Source organism: Intrasporangium sp. (assembly GCF_035280925.1).
In the GTDB taxonomy this organism is placed as follows: Bacteria; Actinomycetota; Actinomycetes; order Actinomycetales; family Dermatophilaceae; genus Intrasporangium.
The window spans coordinates 65,989-85,482 of record NZ_DATEEY010000126.1 but is presented as its reverse complement, the minus strand read 5'-3'; the positions used below and the strand labels follow the sequence as shown (position 1 = coordinate 85,482).

18 protein-coding genes and 3 tRNA genes are annotated in these 19,494 nt (G+C 70.5%); 10 read left to right on the top strand and 11 right to left on the bottom strand.

The genetic code is table 11. The annotated features are described in order from the left end of the window. Positions 1-25: 25 nt before the first annotated feature. Positions 26-253: a hypothetical protein gene (locus VJN29_RS12325; RefSeq protein ID WP_324143922.1), complete on the bottom strand. Its 228-nt coding sequence runs from the start codon at positions 251-253 to the stop codon at positions 26-28. Between the two features lie 128 nt (positions 254-381). Here VJN29_RS12325 and VJN29_RS12320 point away from each other — a divergent pair, with 128 nt between their 5' ends. The 3 genes from VJN29_RS12320 (at position 382) to VJN29_RS12310 (ending at position 3,820) form a co-directional block, all read left to right on the top strand. Then, complete coding sequence (locus VJN29_RS12320; protein WP_324143921.1) at positions 382-2,979, top strand: LuxR C-terminal-related transcriptional regulator; 2,598 nt, start codon at positions 382-384, stop codon at positions 2,977-2,979. A gap of 91 nt (positions 2,980-3,070) precedes the next feature. Further along, on the top strand, positions 3,071-3,301 hold the full coding sequence (locus VJN29_RS12315; RefSeq protein WP_324143920.1) for a hypothetical protein: 231 nt from the start codon (positions 3,071-3,073) through the stop codon (positions 3,299-3,301). Between the two features lie 132 nt (positions 3,302-3,433). Then, complete coding sequence (locus VJN29_RS12310) at positions 3,434-3,820, top strand: SHOCT domain-containing protein (protein ID WP_324143919.1); 387 nt, start codon at positions 3,434-3,436, stop codon at positions 3,818-3,820. A gap of 82 nt (positions 3,821-3,902) precedes the next feature. On the opposite strand, the gene VJN29_RS12305 is transcribed toward VJN29_RS12310, so the two are convergent. The 4 genes from VJN29_RS12305 to VJN29_RS12290 form a co-directional block, all read right to left on the bottom strand. After that, positions 3,903-3,977 (bottom strand) — tRNA-Val (locus tag VJN29_RS12305). Between the two features lie 17 nt (positions 3,978-3,994). Continuing rightward, positions 3,995-4,065: transfer RNA gene (locus VJN29_RS12300), tRNA-Cys, on the bottom strand. 36 nt (positions 4,066-4,101) lie between these two features. After that, a tRNA-Gly gene (locus VJN29_RS12295) sits at positions 4,102-4,174 on the bottom strand. Between the two features lie 79 nt (positions 4,175-4,253). Continuing rightward, positions 4,254-5,366 (bottom strand): YihY/virulence factor BrkB family protein, encoded by a 1,113-nt coding sequence (locus VJN29_RS12290; protein ID WP_324143918.1) that lies wholly within the window; start codon positions 5,364-5,366, stop codon positions 4,254-4,256. Positions 5,367-5,463: 97 nt separating this feature from the next. Between VJN29_RS12290 and VJN29_RS12285 the strand changes: the two genes are divergently transcribed. Next, positions 5,464-7,101, top strand: a complete 1,638-nt coding sequence (locus VJN29_RS12285) for an acyl-CoA dehydrogenase family protein (RefSeq protein WP_324143917.1) — start codon at positions 5,464-5,466, stop codon at positions 7,099-7,101. 28 nt (positions 7,102-7,129) lie between these two features. On the opposite strand, the gene VJN29_RS12280 is transcribed toward VJN29_RS12285, so the two are convergent. Then, on the bottom strand, positions 7,130-8,113 hold the full coding sequence (locus tag VJN29_RS12280; protein ID WP_324143916.1) for a PPK2 family polyphosphate kinase: 984 nt from the start codon (positions 8,111-8,113) through the stop codon (positions 7,130-7,132). Between the two features lie 62 nt (positions 8,114-8,175). Here VJN29_RS12280 and VJN29_RS12275 point away from each other — a divergent pair, with 62 nt between their 5' ends. Continuing rightward, on the top strand, positions 8,176-8,919 hold the full coding sequence (locus VJN29_RS12275; RefSeq protein WP_324143915.1) for a dihydrofolate reductase family protein: 744 nt from the start codon (positions 8,176-8,178) through the stop codon (positions 8,917-8,919). On the opposite strand, the gene VJN29_RS12270 is transcribed toward VJN29_RS12275, so the two are convergent. Beyond that, a complete protein-coding gene (locus VJN29_RS12270; RefSeq protein WP_324143914.1) occupies positions 8,906-10,126 on the bottom strand; it encodes an alpha/beta hydrolase family protein in 1,221 nt (406 codons plus the stop codon). The two genes, VJN29_RS12275 and VJN29_RS12270, sit on opposite strands and share 14 nt — an antisense overlap. Before the next feature lie 105 nt (positions 10,127-10,231). Here VJN29_RS12270 and msrB point away from each other — a divergent pair, with 105 nt between their 5' ends. Together msrB and VJN29_RS12260 are read left to right on the top strand one after the other, a co-directional pair. Further along, positions 10,232-10,651 (top strand): peptide-methionine (R)-S-oxide reductase MsrB, encoded by a 420-nt coding sequence (msrB, locus tag VJN29_RS12265; protein WP_324143913.1) that lies wholly within the window; start codon positions 10,232-10,234, stop codon positions 10,649-10,651. Positions 10,652-10,665: 14 nt separating this feature from the next. After that, the gene (locus tag VJN29_RS12260; RefSeq protein WP_324143912.1) at positions 10,666-11,127 is read left to right on the top strand and encodes a DUF1707 domain-containing protein; all 462 of its coding nucleotides are present in this window, start codon (positions 10,666-10,668) and stop codon (positions 11,125-11,127) included. Positions 11,128-11,168: 41 nt separating this feature from the next. Here VJN29_RS12260 and hemQ read toward each other — a convergent pair whose 3' ends face one another. Both hemQ and hemG read right to left on the bottom strand, forming a co-directional pair. Beyond that, a complete protein-coding gene (hemQ, locus tag VJN29_RS12255) occupies positions 11,169-11,870 on the bottom strand; it encodes a hydrogen peroxide-dependent heme synthase (protein ID WP_324143911.1) in 702 nt (233 codons plus the stop codon). A gap of 8 nt (positions 11,871-11,878) precedes the next feature. Beyond that, positions 11,879-13,321, bottom strand: a complete 1,443-nt coding sequence (gene hemG / locus VJN29_RS12250) for a protoporphyrinogen oxidase (RefSeq protein ID WP_324143910.1) — start codon at positions 13,319-13,321, stop codon at positions 11,879-11,881. 104 nt (positions 13,322-13,425) lie between these two features. Between hemG and VJN29_RS12245 the strand changes: the two genes are divergently transcribed. Then, positions 13,426-14,502, top strand: coding sequence for a DUF4349 domain-containing protein (locus tag VJN29_RS12245; protein WP_324143909.1), 1,077 nt, complete (start codon positions 13,426-13,428; stop codon positions 14,500-14,502). A gap of 202 nt (positions 14,503-14,704) precedes the next feature. Here the strand turns inward: VJN29_RS12245 and murJ are convergent, their stop codons facing one another. Both murJ and hemE read right to left on the bottom strand, forming a co-directional pair. After that, positions 14,705-16,402 (bottom strand): murein biosynthesis integral membrane protein MurJ, encoded by a 1,698-nt coding sequence (gene murJ / locus VJN29_RS12240; protein ID WP_324143908.1) that lies wholly within the window; start codon positions 16,400-16,402, stop codon positions 14,705-14,707. Further along, on the bottom strand, positions 16,402-17,478 hold the full coding sequence (gene hemE, locus VJN29_RS12235; protein ID WP_324143907.1) for a uroporphyrinogen decarboxylase: 1,077 nt from the start codon (positions 17,476-17,478) through the stop codon (positions 16,402-16,404). The genes murJ and hemE overlap by 1 nt, the downstream gene beginning before the upstream one ends. A gap of 92 nt (positions 17,479-17,570) precedes the next feature. On the opposite strand from hemE, the gene VJN29_RS12230 reads away from it, so the two are divergent. Together VJN29_RS12230 and VJN29_RS12225 are read left to right on the top strand one after the other, a co-directional pair. Beyond that, positions 17,571-18,155 carry a DUF3000 domain-containing protein gene (locus tag VJN29_RS12230; protein ID WP_324143906.1) on the top strand — a complete coding sequence of 195 codons (585 nt, stop codon included), beginning with the start codon at positions 17,571-17,573 and terminating at the stop codon, positions 18,153-18,155. After that, positions 18,152-19,405, top strand: a complete 1,254-nt coding sequence (locus VJN29_RS12225) for an HRDC domain-containing protein (RefSeq protein WP_414654351.1) — start codon at positions 18,152-18,154, stop codon at positions 19,403-19,405. The genes VJN29_RS12230 and VJN29_RS12225 overlap by 4 nt, the downstream gene beginning before the upstream one ends. Positions 19,406-19,494 lie beyond the last annotated feature (89 nt).

The window sequence follows — 19,494 nt, the reverse complement described above, 5'->3', positions numbered from 1 at the left end:
GCGCAAAGGGCACTCGAGGGGGCGGCTACCGTGGGGCGGCGGGTTCACGACCTGGGCCGGTGTCCTCGACCGGCCGTATGGCCGTCACGCCGATACCGAGCGACTCCAGCAGCTCGAGCGTGACGGCGAGGGTATCGGGGTCCATCGTTGGGACACTCAGAATCGTCGCTCCCTGGCTGTTGCGGCGCTCGAACGGGAGGCTCGCGTCCACGAAGTCCGCAGCCAGCTCACCGTCAAGAACGATCTCGTACACAGACACGCCTTACCAACGGAATTGCCGCAAGGTGGCTCCGGCGGGGCAACAGGTATCTAATGTGGAGGCGTCAGGATCCTCGCACATCCGTCGACAGGGATGACATGGTTGGGCCACGTCACGCTCGGATGACCACCCCATCCCCCTCCCCGGGGACCATCGAACGTGCACGCCTGGCACCGCTCCTGCACAGTCGGCCGGTGGTCGTGCTCGCGGGCATGGCGGGCTACGGCAAGTCGACGCTGCTCGGCGCGGTCGCCCCGGAGCTCCAGGACGGTGGCGCGACGTTGTGGCTGACCGTCGACGACACGGACCGGGACCCAGTCCGCCTGGTCTCAGACCTCATGACCGCCGCAAGCCTGTCGGGCCTGGACCAGCTCGACGTCACCCTGGAGTCGCTACGGGTTCCGGCGCTGCGCGCCGAACCCCTGACCCTGGTCGACTCGCTCCTCGAGGTGCTGTACGAAGCAGGGGTGCCGGTCACGCTGGTCCTGGATGACGTCCAGCACCTCATCCGGTCAGAAGCGTCCACGTCGGTGATCGACCACGTCCTGCGATGGGCGCCTGCGAACATGCGCGTCGCGATCGCAGCCCGCGTCGTGCCTCAGCTGCGACTGCAGCGACTGCGGCTCGATGACCGCCTGGCCTACCTCGCCCACGACGAGCTCGCCTTCAGCCCCGAGGAGTCGGCGGAAGCCGTACGGGCCGCCGGTCTCGCCCTCGACCCGGAGATCGTGGACTCCATCCACCGAGCGACCGGCGGTTGGCCGGCCGGTGTGCGGATGGCGATCCTGGCAGCGAGCCGGGACGGCCCACGACCCAATGTGCCGACGTACCTGCGACGTGATCAGGCGTTGGCCGACTACCTGGCGATCGAGGTGCTCGCGTCTCTCAACGACGAGGTCAGGAACTTCGTCCTGGACAGTTGCCTCGACGAGCACGTCTGTGCGTCGCTCATCGACGCCATCAGACAGACCCACAACGCGGAGGTGCTCCTCGAGAAATGCTTGGCTGATGGGCTCTTCCGCTCCCGCGAGGACGTGACCGCGAGCGAGGCCTGGTACCACTGGCACCCGCTCTTCGCGGCGCACATGCGCCGACGTCTGTTCGCCGACCACCCCGAGCGGGCCACGGCGCTGCACGCGGCAGCGGCGGCGTGGTGGACCCCCGTCGATGCCCCGACCGCGATCAGACATGCCGTCGCTGCCGGGGACGGTGACATGGCATCGAGGATCTTCGCTGCCCGGTGGCTGGAGCTCGTCCTCCAGGGGCGCAGCGATGCCGTCCTCGCCTCCGTCGACCAGTTGCCACAGACCTCGCCGCACGTCAGCGAGGCGCACCTCGCCAAGGCGCTGATCTGCGTTCAGCGGGGCAGGATCGACGATGCCCGGTCGGCGATCACCGCCGCGCGTGCGCTCGCAGACCTGCTGCCGCCGTCGGACCGGGCCGATTTCGAGGACCGCATGGCCCTCGTGGAGCTGTTCTGCACCTGCTACGAGAGGGGCTTGGGACCCGCGGTCGGTTCGGGGCAAGCATTGCTGGAGAGGTTCGATCGGAGCCAGCACCAGCCCGATCCAGCCGTCCGCGCGACCGTCCAGATGTTCGTCGGCATGGCCGAGGCCAGGCTCGAGAACCATGCCGAGCTGACCCTCGAGATGCTGCGGTCGTCAGCCGCCACAGCGCACGACAGCGGACTGCTCGCTCTCGAGCTGACCGCGCTGGCCGAGTCATGTATCCCCGCGATCACCGAGGGCCACCTGAGCGACGCGCGTGACGTCGCGGTCGGGGTCCTGGCCCGAGCCAACGAACGAGGTTGGGTGGGGCTGGTGACGCTCGCCCCAGCCGTGACGTACCTCGGCTGGTTCGACTACTGGCGAGGGAACCTGAACGAGGCACGAACCCAGCTGGAGCGCAGTCTGTCCATGATGGTTCCCTTCGACTGGGAGCTGCGCGGGCTCACCCTGAGCGTCCTCACGACGACCTGTCTGTCGCTGGGGGACCTCCGGAGCGCCAGGCTCGCTGCATCGGAGATCCGGACATTGGTCGACTCCGGGCACCAGGCGCCCACCTGGCCGTCCATGCTCGCGGCGCTCGAGGGATCGGTGCTCATGGCCGAGGGGAGAACACGTGAGGCGGTGGCGCTCGCCACCCGGCCCCCCACCGATCCGGAGTTCCCGTTGGCACCGGCCCGCCGGGCGAAGGTACTGGTGCAGGCCGGACGTCCTGCCGACGCACTCGTCGAGCTCGATCGCGCCCGGACCGCCATGACGTTCGTGCACATTGAATGTCTCTCCCGCTGCATCGAGGCGGAAGCCCTCATGGCGCTGGGGAGTTCGGGGGCACACGCTTCCCTCGAGCTCGCTCTCGCCGCGGCCGAGCCGGACGAGCTCTACGGCCCATTCCTCGGCGCCGGCGAGGGTCTGGCCGACCTGCTCAAGTCCCACCTGCGACACGGCACGGCCCATCCCACGATCGTGACCCGGGTGCTCGGGAGGATGACCGAGGGGCGCCACCCGCACGTGCCGGGAACGGCGGATCGGCTCACCGAGCGGGAACGGGTGATCCTGCAGTACCTCACCACCAACCTCACCAACGCGGAGATCGCCGAGGCGGAGTACATCTCGCTGCACACGGCCAAGACACACATCGCGCACATCTACCAGAAGCTCGGCGTCAGCAGCCGCCGCGCCGCCATCCGTCGCGCTGCGGAGCTCGACCTCTACTGACCAACTCCTCCCGAAGGAGTGACGCGGCCGCGGCCCCGTGGCGGGCATGCTGCCGGGGACCTGAAGTCCTGTCCAGACGAGGCTGATCCGTATGCACGCCATCGTGGTCGTTGCAGGGGAAGTGGACGAGCGAGACATCTGGCCGTACGCCCAGTGGTCCGACAGCGACGGAACACACACCACCCTGACCGCCAAGGTGCATGACAGCCAGGAGCTGGTTGGTGTTCTCGCCGCCCTGACTGCGCTCGGCCTCCAGATCGTGTCCACGCGGCTCATCGCGGAGCCTGTGGGCCGGCACGACACCGCCCAGCCGGACCCGTGACTGCTGGTCATCCCCGACGATCTCCCCCGAAAAGGGCGATGTCGGGGTCCGAGCGAGGGAGGAGCGTAGGTCACGGCACAGGCGATGCCCCTCGACTGCGACGCACCGAGGCACTGAGTGGAAAGGCGCACGATGAACGACTTCTGGGACTTCTTCTGGCTGCTGGTCTGGTCCTTCTTCTTCGTGGCTTACCTGATGATGCTGTTCCACATCTTCACGGACCTCTTCCGTGACCCAGAGCTCGGCGGGTTCGCCAAGGTGGTGTGGGTCATAGCGCTCTTCATCCTCCCACTCCTCGCAGCGCTCATCTACGTGATCGTCCGCGGGCAGGGAATGGCGCAGCGCGCGATGGAACAGAACCAGCGGTACATGGCCGAGCAACAGGACTACATCCGCAATGTGGCTGGGACGTCGTCGGCCACGACGGTCGACCAGTTGTCCCAGGCCAAGTCGCTCCTCGACAACGGCGCGATCTCGCCCGACGAGTTCGCCCAGATCAAGGCCAAGGCCCTCGGCTGACCACCTCTCGAAGCAGGCACATCGGCTGTCTGCATGAAGAAGGCCCCTGAGCCAGGTTCGCGCTCAGGGGCCGTGGTCCTTCTGGTGGGCGATACTGGGTTTGAACCAGTGACCTCTTCCGTGTCAAGGAAGCGCGCTACCACTGCGCCAATCGCCCCGATGTGGTGATGACCGAGGTGGAGACGGGATTTGAACCCGTGTACGCGGCTTTGCAGGCCGCTGCCTCGCCTCTCGGCCACTCCACCATGAAGGCAAGCTGCCTGTTGCCCCTTGTGCCTCCGAGCGGACGACCGGGCTCGAACCGGCGACCTCAACCTTGGCAAGGTTGCGCTCTACCAACTGAGCTACGTCCGCGGGAACACCAGCGGTGTAACTTCCCCGCTCGGTGCTTGGTAGACAGTAGCGGATCGATCCGGGAGATACCAAACCGCCGTCACCCCTTCGGCGCTCGCTCGTCACGTGGTCGCCCAACTCCCTCCGAGAGCTGCCGGTCGATGGCCTCGGCGAGGTGCGACCGCTCCCGCCTGGCGTACTGCTGGTCCCTGCTCCGCTGGTCCGGCGCCGTCGGATCGGCCTCGACGGCCGCCCCGGTGTCGTCCGGCCCGCCACCCCGAGCCAGCAGGCCGCCGGCCCAGGTGGCGAGCCTGGCCCCGGCTCCATCTCGCAGCTCGACCGGCCACAGGACGCGCGTCGCCGCATTGAGGCCGGCCCCGATGAGGATCGCGATCGCCAGCGCGTAGAGCCAGATGAGCAGCACGATCGGGGTGCTGAGCGGTCCGTAGATCGACGACCCGCCGAGCGAGGCCTCGAGGGAGGTGCGCACCACGAGCGATGCGAGCAGCCAGATCCCGAGCGCGAGCAGCGCCCCGGGCGCGTCACGCCACCAGCTGGCACGCCGCGGGGTCGCGATGTGGAACAGCGTGGTGATTGCGGCGATGGACAGCACGAGGACGAGTGGCCAGTAGGCGACGGTCAGCATGTCGAGCCGGTCGGGCAGCCACGCCTGGATGATCGCCGGCCCGAGCAGGACGAGCGGCAGGAGGACCACGGCGACCACGACGCCGAGCGTGTAGAGGCCGAAGGTGAGGAAGCGCTGGTGCAGGATGCCGCGGCCGTCGCCCTGGCCGTACATGATCGAGATGGTGTCAACGAAGACGTTGAGAGCCCGGGACCCCGACCACAACGCGAGCAGGAACCCCACCGAGATGAGGTCGGGGCGTCCGCCCTGGAGGGCGTCACGGATCGTTGGCAGCAGCAGGTCGTCGATGCTCGACTCGGTGAGGAAACCGGACGCGTAGTCCGCGACAGCGGCGGCGAGCCGCTCCACGCCGTCTGGCCCGAGGACGTTCCCGAGGTACCCGACGCCGCCGAAGAGCCCGAGGACGAAGGGCGGCAGGGACAACAGCATGAAGAAACCGCCCTCGGCCGCGAGGCCGGTCACCCGGTAGCTGAGGCAGACCCGGATCGTCTCGAGTACCAGTCGTGCGAGGTGCACCGCCCCCGGGATCTGCCCGAGCCAGCGCCGAAGGACCGCCTTCACCGTCATCGCTCCCGAGGCTAGCTGGCGGCCCGCGCGACGGTCCGACCTGACCCGCTCGCGCCCTGCGCCCCGGCTGCGGCATCTTCCGCCCTACTCTGCAGTAGTGAGCACGCACCAGGTCACCAACCAGGCCGAGCCATTCGTCGACAGGAGCTTCCTCGACGACGACCGACCCCTGTCCGAAGCGGTCTCCCGGTGGGTCGAGCGGGACGACGCCATGTCCCTCTCGGAGCTCGGCCGCCTCGCGGGCACGGCTGAGGCACAGGAGCACGGCCGCCTCGCCGACGCGAACCGGCCCGTCCTGCACACGCATGACGCGTGGGGAAACCGGATCGACGAGGTGGAGTTCCACCCGTCCTGGCACTGGCTCATGACCCAGGCGGTCGGCGCCGGCCTGACGGCGGAGCCGTGGACCGCCACCGTGGCTGGCACCGCGCACGCACGGCGCGCAGCCGGGTTCATGCTGTGGTCTCGAGTCGAAGCCGGTCACGGGTGCCCCGTCTCCATGTCGTATGCCGCTGGGTCGGCTCTGCGGCGTGACGCGCAGCAGGCGGCGCGCTGGCTCCCCATGCTCGCGAGTCGTCGCTACGACTTCGGTATCCGGCCCGTCGCAGAGAAGTCCGGGGCCATCGCCGGGATGGGCATGACGGAGAAGCAGGGCGGCTCCGACGTCCGGGCCAACACGACAACGGCCATGCCGAGCCCCGACGGTCCGCTCCTCGGCGACACGTACCGGCTCACCGGCCACAAGTGGTTCTGCTCCGCGCCGATGAGCGACGTCTTCCTCATGCTGGCCCAGGCCCCTGGCGGCCTGACGTGCTTCGTCGTGCCCCGCGCGCTCGACGACGGCACCCGCAACCCGTTCGCCCTGCAGCGGCTCAAGGACAAGCTGGGGAACCACTCCAACGCCTCGAGCGAGGTCGAGCTCGACGGCACGTGGGGTGCTCGGCTGGGAGAGGAGGGCCGGGGCGTGCGGACCATCATCGACATGGTGGGGGCAACGCGCCTCGACTGCGTGCTCGGCTCCACCGCGACGATGCGCGACGCGGTGAGCCGGGCCGTGCACCACGCTCGGCACCGGGCCGCTTTCGGCCGCCTGCTCATCGACCAGCCGCTGATGCGCAACGTCCTCGCTGACCTCGCGCTCGAGGCCGAGGCTGCGACGGTCCTGGCGATGCGTCTGGCCCACGCCTTCGACACCGGCGAGTCGGACTACGCGCGGCTCGGCGTGGCCCTCGGCAAGTTCTGGGTCTGCAAGCGCACCGCCCCCATGGTGGCCGAGGCCCTCGAGTGTCTCGGCGGAAACGGCTACGTCGAGGAGAACGGCCTGGCACGGCTGTACCGGGAGGCGCCGCTCAACTCCATCTGGGAGGGATCGGGGAACGTCAACGCCCTCGACGTCATGCGGGCCATCACCCGGGAGCCGTCCAGCCTCGAGGCTCTCACCAAGGAGCTGCACCGGGTGCGCGGCGCCAGCGGGGCCCTGGACGACCACACGGACCGGGCTGTCGAACAAGCGCGTTCGCTGCAGCCCGACTCACCCGACGCAGCATTCACTGCCCGTTCGGCCGTCGAGCAGCTGGCCGTGGCCATGCAGGCCGCCCTGCTCGTCGAGCACTCCCCCGGCGTGGCCGATGCGTTCCTCGCCAGCCGGGTCGAGGGCGGCCACGGCCACACCTTCGGCACCCTGCCGGTCGACCTGGCGGCAGCCACCGGTCCCATCCTCGACCGCATCGGCTGAACCGGCCCACCCAGTGGTGCGGTCAGGGTCAGCTCTCGGCGAGGCGCTTCTTCTCCAGCTCGACGTCGAAGTCGGCCGTGGGCCACTGGAGGTCCATCTCGCGCAGGGCCTCGAGGAGCAGCTGCTGGACGGCGAGGCGGGCGTACCACTTGCGGTCGGAGGGCACGACGTGCCACGGGGCCCCCACGGTCGAGGTCTTGTCGAAGACCGCCTGGTAGGCCTCCATGTAGGCGAGCCAGTGGCCGCGCTCGTCCACGTCGTCCGGGTTGAACTTGTAGTGCTTGTCGGGCCGCTCGAGCCGCTCCATGAGGCGCGCCTGCTGCTCGTCCTTGCTGATGTGGGTCATCACCTTGACGATCTTGGTGCCGCTCGCGATCACCCGGCGCTCGAACTCGTTGATCTGCGCGTAGCGCTTCGACCAGACCTCCTTGGGGACGATGTCGTGGACCCGCACGACGAGGACGTCCTCGTACTGGGACCGGTCGAACACTCCGAGCTGCCCCGGCTGGGGCAGGGCCTTCTCGACGCGCCAGAGGAAGTCATGGGAGAGCTCCTCCTCGGTCGGTGCCTTGAACGCGGTGGCGTTGACGCCCTGCGGGTTGACCGAGACCACGTGCCTCATGATGCCGCCCTTCCCGGACGTGTCCATTCCCTGGACGATGAGGAGCAGGGCCCGCTTCGAGCCAGCGGTGGACTCGGCCCAGAGCCGCTCGAGCAGGTCGGCCAGCTCCTCCTCGGACGACTCGAGGGCCGCCTTGCCGGCGATCTTGTCGCCACCGAAGGCGGGAGTCGATGAGGCGTCGACATCGGCGAGCACGAAGCCTTTCTCGACGTGCAGCGCATCCGAGAAGCCTCCGAGCGGATGGACTCCCTCGTTCACCATCTTCTCGGCGGTCTCGGCGACCTTGCGCTCCTCGTCGGCCTTCTCCTTCGACTCGAGCGCATCCGCGTCGGCCCGTGCGCCGCTCCTGCCGCCCTTCGGGTCATCCTTGTTCTTCTTGCCCTTACCCATGTCGCCATCCTGTCGGATCCGGCCGGCCCACTGCGGGAAGCGTGGCCGCCTACTGTTGGTCCATGCGCCTGCTCGTACCCGGTGCCAGTGGCCTCACGCCTGGCGAGGAGCTCGATCTCGAGGCCCTCGCGGCGGCCTACGCAGTCCCTGTCGACCCGTGGCTGCGGTGCAACATGGTGACGACGCTCGACGGCGCGGCCAACGGACCCGACAACAGGTCCGGCTCCATCAACACCGAGGCGGACCACGTCGTCTTCGAGCTGCTCCGTGCACTGAGCGACGCCGTCATCGTGGGAGCCGGCACCATTCGGGTCGAGGGCTACTCAGCCGTCGCAGTCCCACCAGAGTTCCAGCCCATCCGGGAGCGTGCCGGGCTCGCGGATGCCCTCCCCCTCGTCACCGTCAGCCGCGCCGGATTCCTTCCACCGACCCTGGGCGGTGCGCCACCCGGCGAGGTCCTGCTCGCCACCAGCGCCTCCGCCCCGGGGATCGGTGATGCGCGTTCGGTGCTCGGGGACGACCACGTCCTCGTCTGCGGCGAGGACGACGTGGACCTCGGCGACCTGCTCGGGCAGCTCCACACCCGCGGCTGGACGAGGCTGCTCACGGAGGGCGGTCCACGCCTGACGGCCTCCTTCCTCGCGGCCGGCCTCCTCGACGAGCTGTGCTTCACCATCGCCCCGCGGGTCGTCGGAGGCGACCACCCACGGCCGGTGGGGTCCGATGCGGCACCGCTCGAGCTCGAGCTCGCCGTCCTCGTCGAGGAGGCCTCGACCCTCATGGGACGCTGGCTCACTCGCCGCTAGCCCGGGCCCGATCCAAGGGCGCCGGCACGCACTGCAGCCCCGCGACGAAGGACGACACGACCGACTCCCACCGCTCGGGGTCGTAGTTCCACTCTCTGCAGTGCCGTGCCCGGTCCCACGGCTCGAACCGGACGATGTCCGGCCGCCGCTGCGCCAGGGCGGCCGCGGGCGCGAAGGGAACGACCGTGTCGCCGGTCGAGTGGATGAGCAGGATCGGCACATCGAGCTCGTCGGCCCGGGCCACCCAGTCCGTGTGTGCCAGATCGATGGGCTCGATGAGCCCGACCAGCGCGCGTCCGCGTCTCGAGCCCATGAGCCGGCGCGCGATCCGCACGAGCGGGCCAGGCAGGTGGTTGAGTCGGCCATGATGACGCAGCACCGCATCCCAGTCGATGACCGCGGAGTTGAGGCACACGCCGACGATCCGGTCGGCGTGGCGGGAGCGGCGGAGCGTCTGCAGGACGATCGCCCCGCCCATGGACCAGCCGAACAGGACGATCCGCTCGGCTCCCTCTGCGACCGCGGTCCGGATCGCCGCCTCGACGTCCCGCCACTCGGAGAGGCCCAGGTTGTACCGGCCGTCGGGGCCACGTGGCGCGTCCCGGTCGTTGCGGTAGGCCGCGACGAGGCAGGTCCATCCCGCGGCGCGCAGCACCGGGACGGCCCGGAGCGTCTCCTCCTTGCGGGCTCCGCGACCATGGACGAGCACGGCCCAGTCGCGCCCCGATGCCGGCTCCTCGGGTCGCACGATCCAGCCCGGCAGCGCACCGACCTCCGAGGTGACGACGACCTCCTCGTCAGGCAGGCCCATGCTGACGCTCGGCCGGTCCCAGTAGTAGTACTGGTTCCACCGGGCGGGGCCGACGCCGAGCGTCCCGCGGTCGACCGCGATGAGCTCCCGGCGCACGGTCGCGGCGGCCTCGTCGCGCTCGACGATCTGCCCGACGCGGGCGTGACCCGCTCCCCCGTCGAGCCAGACGCCGTAGCGTCCCGGCACGTCCGGGTCGGGGCCTGCGGCGAAGGTGACGGACTCGTCGTCGTGCGCCACGATGGCGACGTCGTCCGGCTGGAGCTCGTCCGGGGTGAGCAGCCGGCGTGCGAACCAGGCGGCCGCCGCGACGGACCCGGCCGCCGCCCCGACCGCGGAGCCCCCACCTGCCGCGCCTGCGATGAGGACGGGGCGCGCGACCAGCTGACGGACCTTCACACCGCCATCGTGCCAAAGGCTGGGCAGCTCACGTCGTAACGCCTCCGTAAGGCGCCCTCCCCCCGTGACGGGCACAAACGGCGCCCGGGTCACGTTGGGATGGACATGGAGAGCGACAAGACCTATGCCGTCCAGCACACCGACGAGGAGTGGCGCGAGCGACTGACGCCGGCGGAGTTCCAGGTCCTGCGCGAGGCAGGCACCGAGGCGCCGTTCCGTGGTGAGTACACCGACACCAAGACGGAGGGCGTCTACTCGTGTCGCGCGTGCGGCGCCGAGCTGTTCCGTAGCCACACGAAGTTCGAGTCGCACTGCGGCTGGCCATCCTTCTACGCGCCGCTCGCCGGCGACACGGTCGAGTACATCGAGGACGGCAGCCACGGGATGCGCCGCGTCGAGGTCCGCTGCGCGACGTGCGGGTCGCACCTCGGCCACGTCTTCGAGGGCGAGGGCTACGACACGCCCACCGACCAGCGGTACTGCATCAACTCGATCAGCCTGCGTCTGGAGCCGGTCACCGAATGAGTCGATGAGTCCGTATGCCGCTGGGCTCGCCGGGAGCCCAGCGGCACTGGGTGGCGCGTGGCGTCGCGCGACGCGGCTTCGCCTATCCTCGCGACATGGGCACCGAGGACTACCGGGTCGGCGACGCGGAGCGGCGTGCGGCCATGGAACTGCTCGCCAAGCACCACGAGGCCGGGCGGCTCGACTCGTTCGAGTACGAGGACCGGCGCGGCCGGGCGGCTGACGCCCTCACGCGGCGCGACCTCGATGATCTCTTCACCGACCTCCCGGCCCTCGGACCAGACGGACAGGAACTGGTGCGCAGCGGTGTCGGGGCGGTCGAGCCAGGTCGTCCGGCGGGGCGTCGGGTGCGTGACACCGTCCTCGCTCTGATCCCGTTCATCGCGCTGGCCATCTTCCTGCGCACCGGGTCGTGGGTCGCCTTCCTGCTCATCCCCGTCGTCGCGATCGTGACCAAGGGCGTCTTCGACGACTGAGGCGAGCGGTCCGCTCAGTGCTACCCGGCTGGTACCAGAGCTCAGCGCAGGTTGGCGACGAGCTCCTTGGCCTCGACCTTGGGCCCGGTGAAGAAAGGGACCTCCTCGCGGACGTGGTTGCGGGCGCGCGAGGCACGCAGCTCGCGCATGAGGTCGACGATCCGGTGCAGCTCGTCCGCCTCGAACGCGAGGAGCCACTCGTAGTCGCCGAGGGCGAACGACGCGATGGTGTTGGCGCGGACGTCCGGGTAGTCGCGGGCCATCTGGCCGTGCTCCCGGAGCATGTCGCGACGGTCCTTGTCGTCGAGCAGGTACCAGTCGTAGGAGCGGACGAACGGGTACACGCACACGTACTTGCGTGAGACCTCCTCGGCCATGAAGGCCGGGATGTGGCTCTTGTTGAACTCAGCCGGACGGTGCAGCGCGGCTGACGACCAGACGGGCTCCACGTGGCTGCCGAGCTCGGTGCGCAGGAGCCGGTGGTAGGCGGACTGGAGCTGCTCAATGGTCGCGGCGTGCCACCAGACCATGAAGTCCGCGTCACCGCGCAGGCCTGCCACGTCATAGATCCCGCGGACCGTGACACCTTCGCTCGTGATCGTGTCGAGGAGGGCCGCCAGCTCGTCGGCGAGCTCGTCACGGTCGTCTCCGAGAGGCGTGACGCTGGCGAACACCGACCACATCGAGTAACGGATCGTCTCGTTGATCTCTCGCATCTGGGCCGGCGTCAGCTTGTCACTCATGCCGCCCATCATCGCAACCCGTGCCCATGGCCCTGCAGTCGGGTCAGGACGGCGTCGGCTGCCCGACGGCCGGATGCGATGCAGGCCGGGACGCCGACGCCACCGTAGACGGCACCGGCGAGCGCGACTCCCGGGGCGGGCTCGGTGAGGCCGGCCACGCGGTCGAGGTGGCCGACGGCGTACTGCGGCAGGGCGCCTCCCCATCGCTGGACGTGGACTGCCAGGGGGGATGGCAAGGGGCGGCCGAGGACGGTGGTGAGATCCTCGAGGGCGGTGGCCACGAGGTCGTCGTCGGGGCGGTGGAGCACGGCCTCCTCGCCGTGCCGCCCGATGGACGCGCGCAGGACGGTGCGGTCCGGATGGGCGGCGGCGAGCCACGGCCACTTGACGCTGCTGAACGTGGAGGCCTTGATCGTCAGCTGCTCGGTCGGGGGGACGAGGAAGCCGCTGCCCTCGAGCAGCTCCGGCGCCGGCCCCGCGAGGACGAGCGTGACGATCGCCATCGAGGCGTACTCGATCGCGGCGAGGCGCTCCGCCGCGTCCGGTGCGATGGTGCGGAGGAGACGAGCGGTGGGGGCTGCCGGAGTCGCCAGGATCACGGCGTCGAAGACGTGCCGGCGCACGTCGGTCGTGGGCCCGGTGGAGAGGACGAGGGACTGGTGCTGCGGGTCCGCGCCCTCCACGTGCCGGCGCTGAAGTCGGCGGACCATCGTGCCGGTGCGGACATCGACCCCGAGGTCTGCCAACCGGCTCGCCAAGGCGACCGGCACGGTGCCGAGGCCACCGGCAACGGTGGCGAAGACCGGCGGCGGCCCGGCCTCGCTGTCCGAACCCTCAGCCGGAGCGTGCCGCGCCGCCGACCGGGCGACCTCGAGCAGCGAGGTGCCCTCCGTGGCTGCCCGGAAGAGGGACGGAACCGCCATCTGCAGGGAGAGCCGGCGAGAGTTGCCGGCATAGACGCCCGCGAGCAGCGGCTCGACCAGCTTGTCCGTCACTGCAGGGCCGAGTCGCGCATCGATGAGCTCCCCGACGGACACGTCCGTCTCGACCGGCGGAGTCTCCTGCTCGGCCGAGAGCCTTCGGACCTCGGCGTCGGTGAGGAGGCCGCGCACCGACTCGGGGTCCGATGGCACGCCCATCAGGGTTCCGGTCGGCATCGGTCGACGGACGCCGCCTGAGACGATCGAGGCCGGTACCCGTGCTGGGTGGGTCACGCGGTCCGCCAGCCCGAGCTCCTCGAAGAGCTGGATCGCCTCGGGTCGGCGAGCCAGGACCGACTCGGCCCCGACGTCGACGGCGATGTCGCCCACCTGCTCGAGCCGGAGCTTGCCGCCGACGCGGGAGGAACCCTCCAGGATCGTCACCTCGAGGTGGGGCGCCTTTCGGACGAGGTGCCAGGCCGCTGCCAGTCCCGCGATGCCGGCACCGACCACTCCCACTCGTCCGACCATGGGCTCACTCTGCCACCCCACCGGCAACGTTCCGGGTGCGTCCCGTGTCCATGCAGGTAGAGCGTCGCCGTCCGCGTCGCCGAGGACCCAGCCGGGAGACCACCATGAATGCCATCAGTCGCTTGCGCCTCACCGACTCGCGTCACGGACGGGTCCTGCTGGTGATCGGTGCCGTGCTCCTCCTCGTGGCCCTGTCGGTCCCGTTCGGGCTGAGCGCGCTGCGGTCAGGCTCCCCCGCCGATGGCGGGTATCCCGCCAGCGGCTGGCTCCCCGGTCCGTCGTCCGGTTCCGGCTCCGAGGCCGGCGGTGCAGCCGAACCCGCAGCGCCTGGAGTCGGGGCGTCCGAGCCGGACTCGGCGGCCAAGGATGACGGCGCGGCCCCATCCGCAGGGCAGCCCGGCCGTGACATGGCTGCCGTCGTCGGCCCCAAGCTGGCGCGGACGGCCTGGCTCGGCGTCAAGGTCACCAACATCTCGAAGGCGAGCGGCCAGGTCCGGGCCATCGCCGTTGCGGCAGGGGGCCAGATCCTCTCGGAGAGCATCGTGACCGCATCCGACCCGACCGGTTCGTATGGCGGCCCGAAAGGTGGGGCTGGTTCCCAGGACGCCCCCGCGCCGCCCGTGGGCGTCAACGAGGCCCGGCTCACGCTGAGTGTCCCGGCCGACAAGCTCGACCCCGTGCTCGCCGACCTGTCGTCCGCCAACCTCGGTACGGTGTCGTACCGCTCGTCCCAGTCGGTGGACGTGACCTCGACGTACACCGACACACAGGCCCGGATCGACCCCGCCAAGGACAGCATCGCTCGGGTTCGCGCGCTCATGGTCAAGGCGACGACGCTCGACCAGATCGTCCTGCTCGAGAGCGAGCTGAGCCGCCGCCAGGCCGACCTCGACTCGCTTCAGCAGCAGCTCGCCGAGCTCGACCGCCGGACGACGACGGCGGAGGTGTCTGTCTCCCTCTGGACCGATGAGACGGCCTCGCCCCAGCCGGAGGACAACGGCTTCCTCGCCGGGCTCGAAAGGGCGTGGGAGTCGCTGCTGAGCTCCCTCATGGTCGTCCTCACCGGCCTCGCCGTGCTCCTGCCGTGGCTGCTCATCGCCCTGGTCGTGGCCTGGTTCGTCCGCCGCTGGCTACGCCGGCGCAGCCGCGGACCAGCCACCCCGGCCGCCGCCGCGGACTGACGGCCACCTTGATCGAGTGAACAGGATTCGGGAGTGCCAGCCCTGACCGGCATCAGCAGTGACAACGTCGCCCGGGCAGACGTGGCGTGGGGTCCGATCGTGGCTGGGTCCTGGCGCTCGCGCAGACCGAGCCCAGCGGCATACGGCATCGGTGTGAAAGGGCAACGTGCGCCCGAAAGCGTTCACTCGATCAGAGAAGGGCTCAGCCGATGCGGCGGCGCACGATCTCGGCGACGTCGCGGACCTCACGGACCTGGAAGGTGTGCGCCAACGCGAGGTAGACGATCACGAAGAGCGTCCCCGTGAAGGTGAGGACGACGCCACTGGTGAAGAGGCGATCCACCACGCTCGACGGGGCCGTGGGGTCTCCGAGGATGGGCGACAGCACGGTCATGGTGCCCCAGGCGAGCAGACCCGCGGCAGCGGCGGCCACCCCGATCCGGGCCGTCGAGTCGACGATCTGGCCCAGCCCGAGCAGGCCGAGTCGGCGCCGGAGCAGGATGATCCCGGTCGTCGAGCTGGCGACGTTGCCGACCGTCTGGCCGATGGCCACGACGGCGATGGCCCACTTCGGTTCGAGCGCGAGGGTGATGAGGCCAGCGGTGAGCGAGATCGTCGTCAGTACGGCCTGCATGACCAAGGGCGAACGCCCATCCTCGAGCGCGAAGAAGACGCGGTAGCACAACAGGTCGACGCCGAACGGCACGATGCCGAGGATCATGACGACGAGGACGATGGCCGCGAGCTCGATGGACGGCCCGTCGATGCCGGGGTTGAGCAGGGCGACGATGGGCGTCGCAGCCACCATGACGAAGACCATGACCGGCACATTGGCGACCAGCGGCAGGATCATGCCGCGTCGAAAGTCGCCCTTGAGCGTTGCGACGTCGTCGTCAGCCGCTGACTTCGAGAGCCGCGGGAAGAGCGCGGTGATGATGGAGACCGCGATGAAGGCGTGCGGCAGCATGAAGATGGTGAAGGCCACCGTGTAGACCGACGTCGCTCGCAGCGGGTCGTCCGCCGGCCGCCCGGACCGGGCGGCGGCCGTGTTGAGCACCCACTGGGTGATGAAGAACCCGAGCTGGGCGACCGCGAGTCCGATGAAGGCCCAGACTGCAAGTCGGCTGACCCCGCCAAGACCGACGCCCCGCAGCCCCCAGCGTGGGCGATAGCGGAACCCGGTCCGGTGGAGCGCCGGAAGCAGCCAGACAGCCTGGGCGATGACGGACACCGTCGCCGACCCCGCGAAGAGCCAGATCATCGGGCCCGTCCACTGGTCGGGAGGCCGGGGCAGCGGCTGGCCCTGGGCGTTGACGACCTGGGGAGCGGGGAAGACCGCGATGAACACGAGCAGGCCGGCAACCGCGACGATGTTGGCGACGAACGGTGCCCAGGCGAAGGCCCCGAACCGGTGCTTGGCGTTGAGGATCTGGCCGAAGAGGGCGAACGCGCCGTAGAAGAAGATCTGGGGCAGGCAGATGAAGGAGAACGCGAGCGCCAGCCGCTCGAAGTCGGAACCCCGATCGCCGGACAGCAACGACACGAACGCGCCGGCGCCCAGGACCACGAGCACGGTGATGACGCCCATCGCGACCAGGGCGACCGTCACCACCCGGTCGGTGAACTCCTGTCCGCCGTCGGCCAGCTTCATCGCGCGCGTCAGGGCGGGGATGAGGACGGCGTTGAGGATGCCGCCCGCGGCGAGGATGTAGAAGACGTTGGGCAGGGTGTTGGCGAGGTTGAAGGCGTCACCGGCCGCGAGCGTGCCGATGATCGCGGTGAGCAGGCCGGCCCGGACCACGCCAAGGGCCCGGGATGCAAACGACCCACCCACCATGACGAGGCTCGAGCGGGCCAGCGACCCTTGCTTCTCCGCCTGCGTCACCTGCGCCTCCGCCATCAGCGAGTCGACACCTCGTGGACGAGGGCGGTCACCCTGGTCAGCACGTCGGGGTCGACGGCGGGAGGGACGCCGTGGCCGAGGTTGAAGATGTGGCCTGGAGCCCGCCTGCCCTCGTCCACGATCTCGCGCACGCGCCGCTCGATGGCCTCCCACGGCGCGAAGAGCAGGGCAGGGTCCAGGTTGCCCTGCACGGCGTGGTCCGGGCCCAGCCGTTCGACAGCGTCCGCCAGGCTGACCCGGTAGTCGACACCGACCACCTCGGCGCCGGCCTCGCCCATCAGGCGAAGCAGCTCACCCGTGCCCACCCCGAAGTGGATTCGCGGGACGTCGAGGTCGCTGACCGCCGCCAGCGCGGCGGCCGAGTGCCGCTGCACGTGCCGGACGTAGTCGGCGCGGGACAGCGCACCGACCCAGGAGTCGAAGAGCTGGACCACGCTCGCGCCGGCCTCGGCCTGGACGCGCAGGAACGCGCCGGAGATCTGCGCCAGCTGCGAGCACAACGCGTCCCACAGCTCCGGGTCGCCGTGCATCATGGCCTTGGTGTGCTCGTGGTTCTTCGACGGCCCGCCCTCGACGAGGTAGGACGCGAGGGTGAACGGTGCGCCGGCGAAGCCGATGAGCGGAGTCGAGCCGAGCTCCGCGACCAGCTGCCGGACGGCCTCTGTGATGTACGGCACATGGTCCGGAGTGAGGTCCACGAGCTGCTCGAGGTCCCTTCGCTCCCGGATCGGGCGTGCCACGACGGGACCGACACCGGCGACGATGTCGAGGTCGACCCCGACCGCCCTGAGCGGCACGACGATGTCACTGAAGAAGATCGCGGCGTCGACTTCGTGCCGACGCACCGGCTGGAGCGTGATCTCCGTGACGAGCTCTGGCCGCATGCACGAATCGAGCATGGTGATGCCCTCGCGGACGGCCCGGTACTCCGGCAGGGAGCGGCCGGCCTGGCGCATGAACCAGACCGGAGTCCGGCCCACGGGCCGGCGACGGGCGGCGCGCACGAGGTCGCTCTCCCGGGGGCTGCCGGGGCTCGTCGAGACGGACGCGGGGGACGTGTCAGGGTTCGGCACCGCTCAATCCTGCCACGCATGCGGGGGTGCCCCTCCCAGGCACCTCGGCGCGCCCTGCGGACAAAACACCCCCGGCGACATACCCTCGACGGGTGCACACGAGAACGTTGCCGGGGAACCACGGCGCGGGCTTCGCGAAGGTGCTCACCGCCCTCCGCGACGTCCGAGTGCGCTCTGACGTGCGACTGACCGAGGTCCCCGCCCCCACCCGGATCGCTCCCTACGCCGCGGCACTCACCGCCGACGTCATCGACCCGGCCGACCCGGAGGGCGAGCTCGCAACCGGCCGGTTCGTCCTCCTGCACGACCCGGCGGGTCCGGACACGTGGGCGGGCACCTGGCGGGTGGTCACCTTCGCCCGCGCCGCGCTCGAGGCCGAGCTGGCGGGCGACCCCATGCTCAGTGCGGTGGGCTGGTCGTGGCTGACCGACTCCCTCAACGGCCGGGCACTGACCTGGACGGCCGAGGCAGGCACCGTGACCCGCGTCGTCAGCGAGAGCTTCGGTGGGCTCGCCGACCGCGCCGCCAGCGTGGAGATGGAGATCCGCGCGTCGTGGACCCCGGTCAGTGGCGCCCTCACCGAGCACCTGCGTGCCTGGGCCGACCTGCTGTGCACGATCGCCGGGATCCCGCCCCTGCCCGACGGTGTGGTGCCGCTGCCCGGGCAGCGCCGGTGAGCGCTGAGCCGAACGGACCGGGCGACGACCGGCACGAGCCGCTCGTTCCCCTCACCATGCCGACGGACGGCGTGCCCGAGGTCGTCACCGACGAGCGTTCCCTGATGCGCGCCGCCGAGGCGGTCGCGCGGGGCTCGGGCCCGATCGGCATCGACGCGGAGCGCGCCTCGGGCTACCGCTACGGGCAGCGCGCGTACCTCGTCCAGGTGCGCCGGTCCGGCTCGGGCACCTTTCTCGTCGACCCCGTCGCCCTGCCCGAGCTCGCACCGCTCGACGAGGCGATCGGCGACGCGGAGTGGATCCTGCACGCAGCGACCCAGGACCTCGTGTGCCTCTCCGAGGTCGGCCTGCACCCGCGGGTCCTGTTCGACACGGAGCTCGGCGGTCGGCTCGCCGGCCTCCCGAGAGTCGGCCTCGGTGCCATGGTCGAGCACTACCTCGGGCTGCAGCTGGCCAAGGAGCACTCGGCCGTGGACTGGTCGGTCCGCCCCCTGCCGGAGCCGTGGCTGCGCTACGCCGCCCTCGACGTCGAGGTCCTCGTCGACCTGCGCGACGCGGTGCTGGAGGACCTCGAGAGGCAGGGAAAGGCCGGCTGGGCCGAGGAGGAGTTCGCGTCGCTCCTGTCGTTCACCGGCCCGGAGCCGCGCGTTGATCCCTGGCGGCGCACCTCGGGAATCCACCGCATCCGCGCTCGCCGTGGCACCGCCATCGTGCGCGAGCTCTGGCTGTGGCGGGACGCGCTCGCCAGGGAGCGCGACGTGTCACCCGGGCGGGTGCTGCCCGACGCCGCCATCGCCGAGATCGCGATGTCCCACCAACGAGCCGAGCGGGCGCCGCGCACCCTGACCTCCTCGGACCCACGCCTGGCCAGGTCGATCCGCCGTAACTCGGAAGCGCTCATCGACGTGCTCTCGCACGCCCTGGCCCTGCGCGAGGACGAGCTGCCGGCCCTCGCCCTGCCATCAGTCGGTCCGCCTCCACCGCGCACGTGGGCCGAGCGGGACCCCGTCGCCGCCGCGCGCCTGGCCCGCGCTCGTGAGCTCCTCGGGGGTCTGTCGGACGAGCTGGCCATCCCGGTCGAGAACGTCCTCACCCCTGACCTGCTCCGCCGCTACCTGTGGGAGGCGCCCCCCGCCCCCACGACTGCCGAGGTCGCCCAAGCCCTGACCGACATGGGCGCTCGGTCCTGGCAGACGACGCTGGCGGCGCCCCTCGTCGCCCGCGCCTGCGCGGAGCACCCCCGGACCTGACGGGCACCACACCCTGCCGTATGCCGCTGAGCCGGCTTCCCGCCCCCACCCGGTCCAGCCCAAGGTGAGGACGCTCACGCGAAGGGGGC

Bases quoted from the DNA above. Each gene is read 5' to 3' on its own strand.
- VJN29_RS12320 (WP_324143921.1), top strand. From the start codon at position 382: ATGACCACCCCATCCCCCTCCCCGGGGACCATCGAACGTGCACGCCTG.
- VJN29_RS12315 (WP_324143920.1), top strand. From the start codon at position 3,071: ATGCACGCCATCGTGGTCGTTGCAGGGGAAGTGGACGAGCGAGACATC.
- VJN29_RS12310 (WP_324143919.1), top strand. From the start codon at position 3,434: ATGAACGACTTCTGGGACTTCTTCTGGCTGCTGGTCTGGTCCTTCTTC.
- VJN29_RS12290 (WP_324143918.1), bottom strand. From the start codon at position 5,366: ATGACGGTGAAGGCGGTCCTTCGGCGCTGGCTCGGGCAGATCCCGGGG.
- VJN29_RS12280 (WP_324143916.1), bottom strand. From the start codon at position 8,113: ATGGGTAAGGGCAAGAAGAACAAGGATGACCCGAAGGGCGGCAGGAGC.
- VJN29_RS12275 (WP_324143915.1), top strand. From the start codon at position 8,176: ATGCGCCTGCTCGTACCCGGTGCCAGTGGCCTCACGCCTGGCGAGGAG.
- msrB (WP_324143913.1), top strand. From the start codon at position 10,232: ATGGAGAGCGACAAGACCTATGCCGTCCAGCACACCGACGAGGAGTGG.
- VJN29_RS12260 (WP_324143912.1), top strand. From the start codon at position 10,666: ATGCCGCTGGGCTCGCCGGGAGCCCAGCGGCACTGGGTGGCGCGTGGC.
- hemQ (WP_324143911.1), bottom strand. From the start codon at position 11,870: ATGAGTGACAAGCTGACGCCGGCCCAGATGCGAGAGATCAACGAGACG.
- hemG (WP_324143910.1), bottom strand. From the start codon at position 13,321: ATGGTCGGACGAGTGGGAGTGGTCGGTGCCGGCATCGCGGGACTGGCA.
- VJN29_RS12245 (WP_324143909.1), top strand. From the start codon at position 13,426: ATGAATGCCATCAGTCGCTTGCGCCTCACCGACTCGCGTCACGGACGG.
- murJ (WP_324143908.1), bottom strand. From the start codon at position 16,402: ATGGCGGAGGCGCAGGTGACGCAGGCGGAGAAGCAAGGGTCGCTGGCC.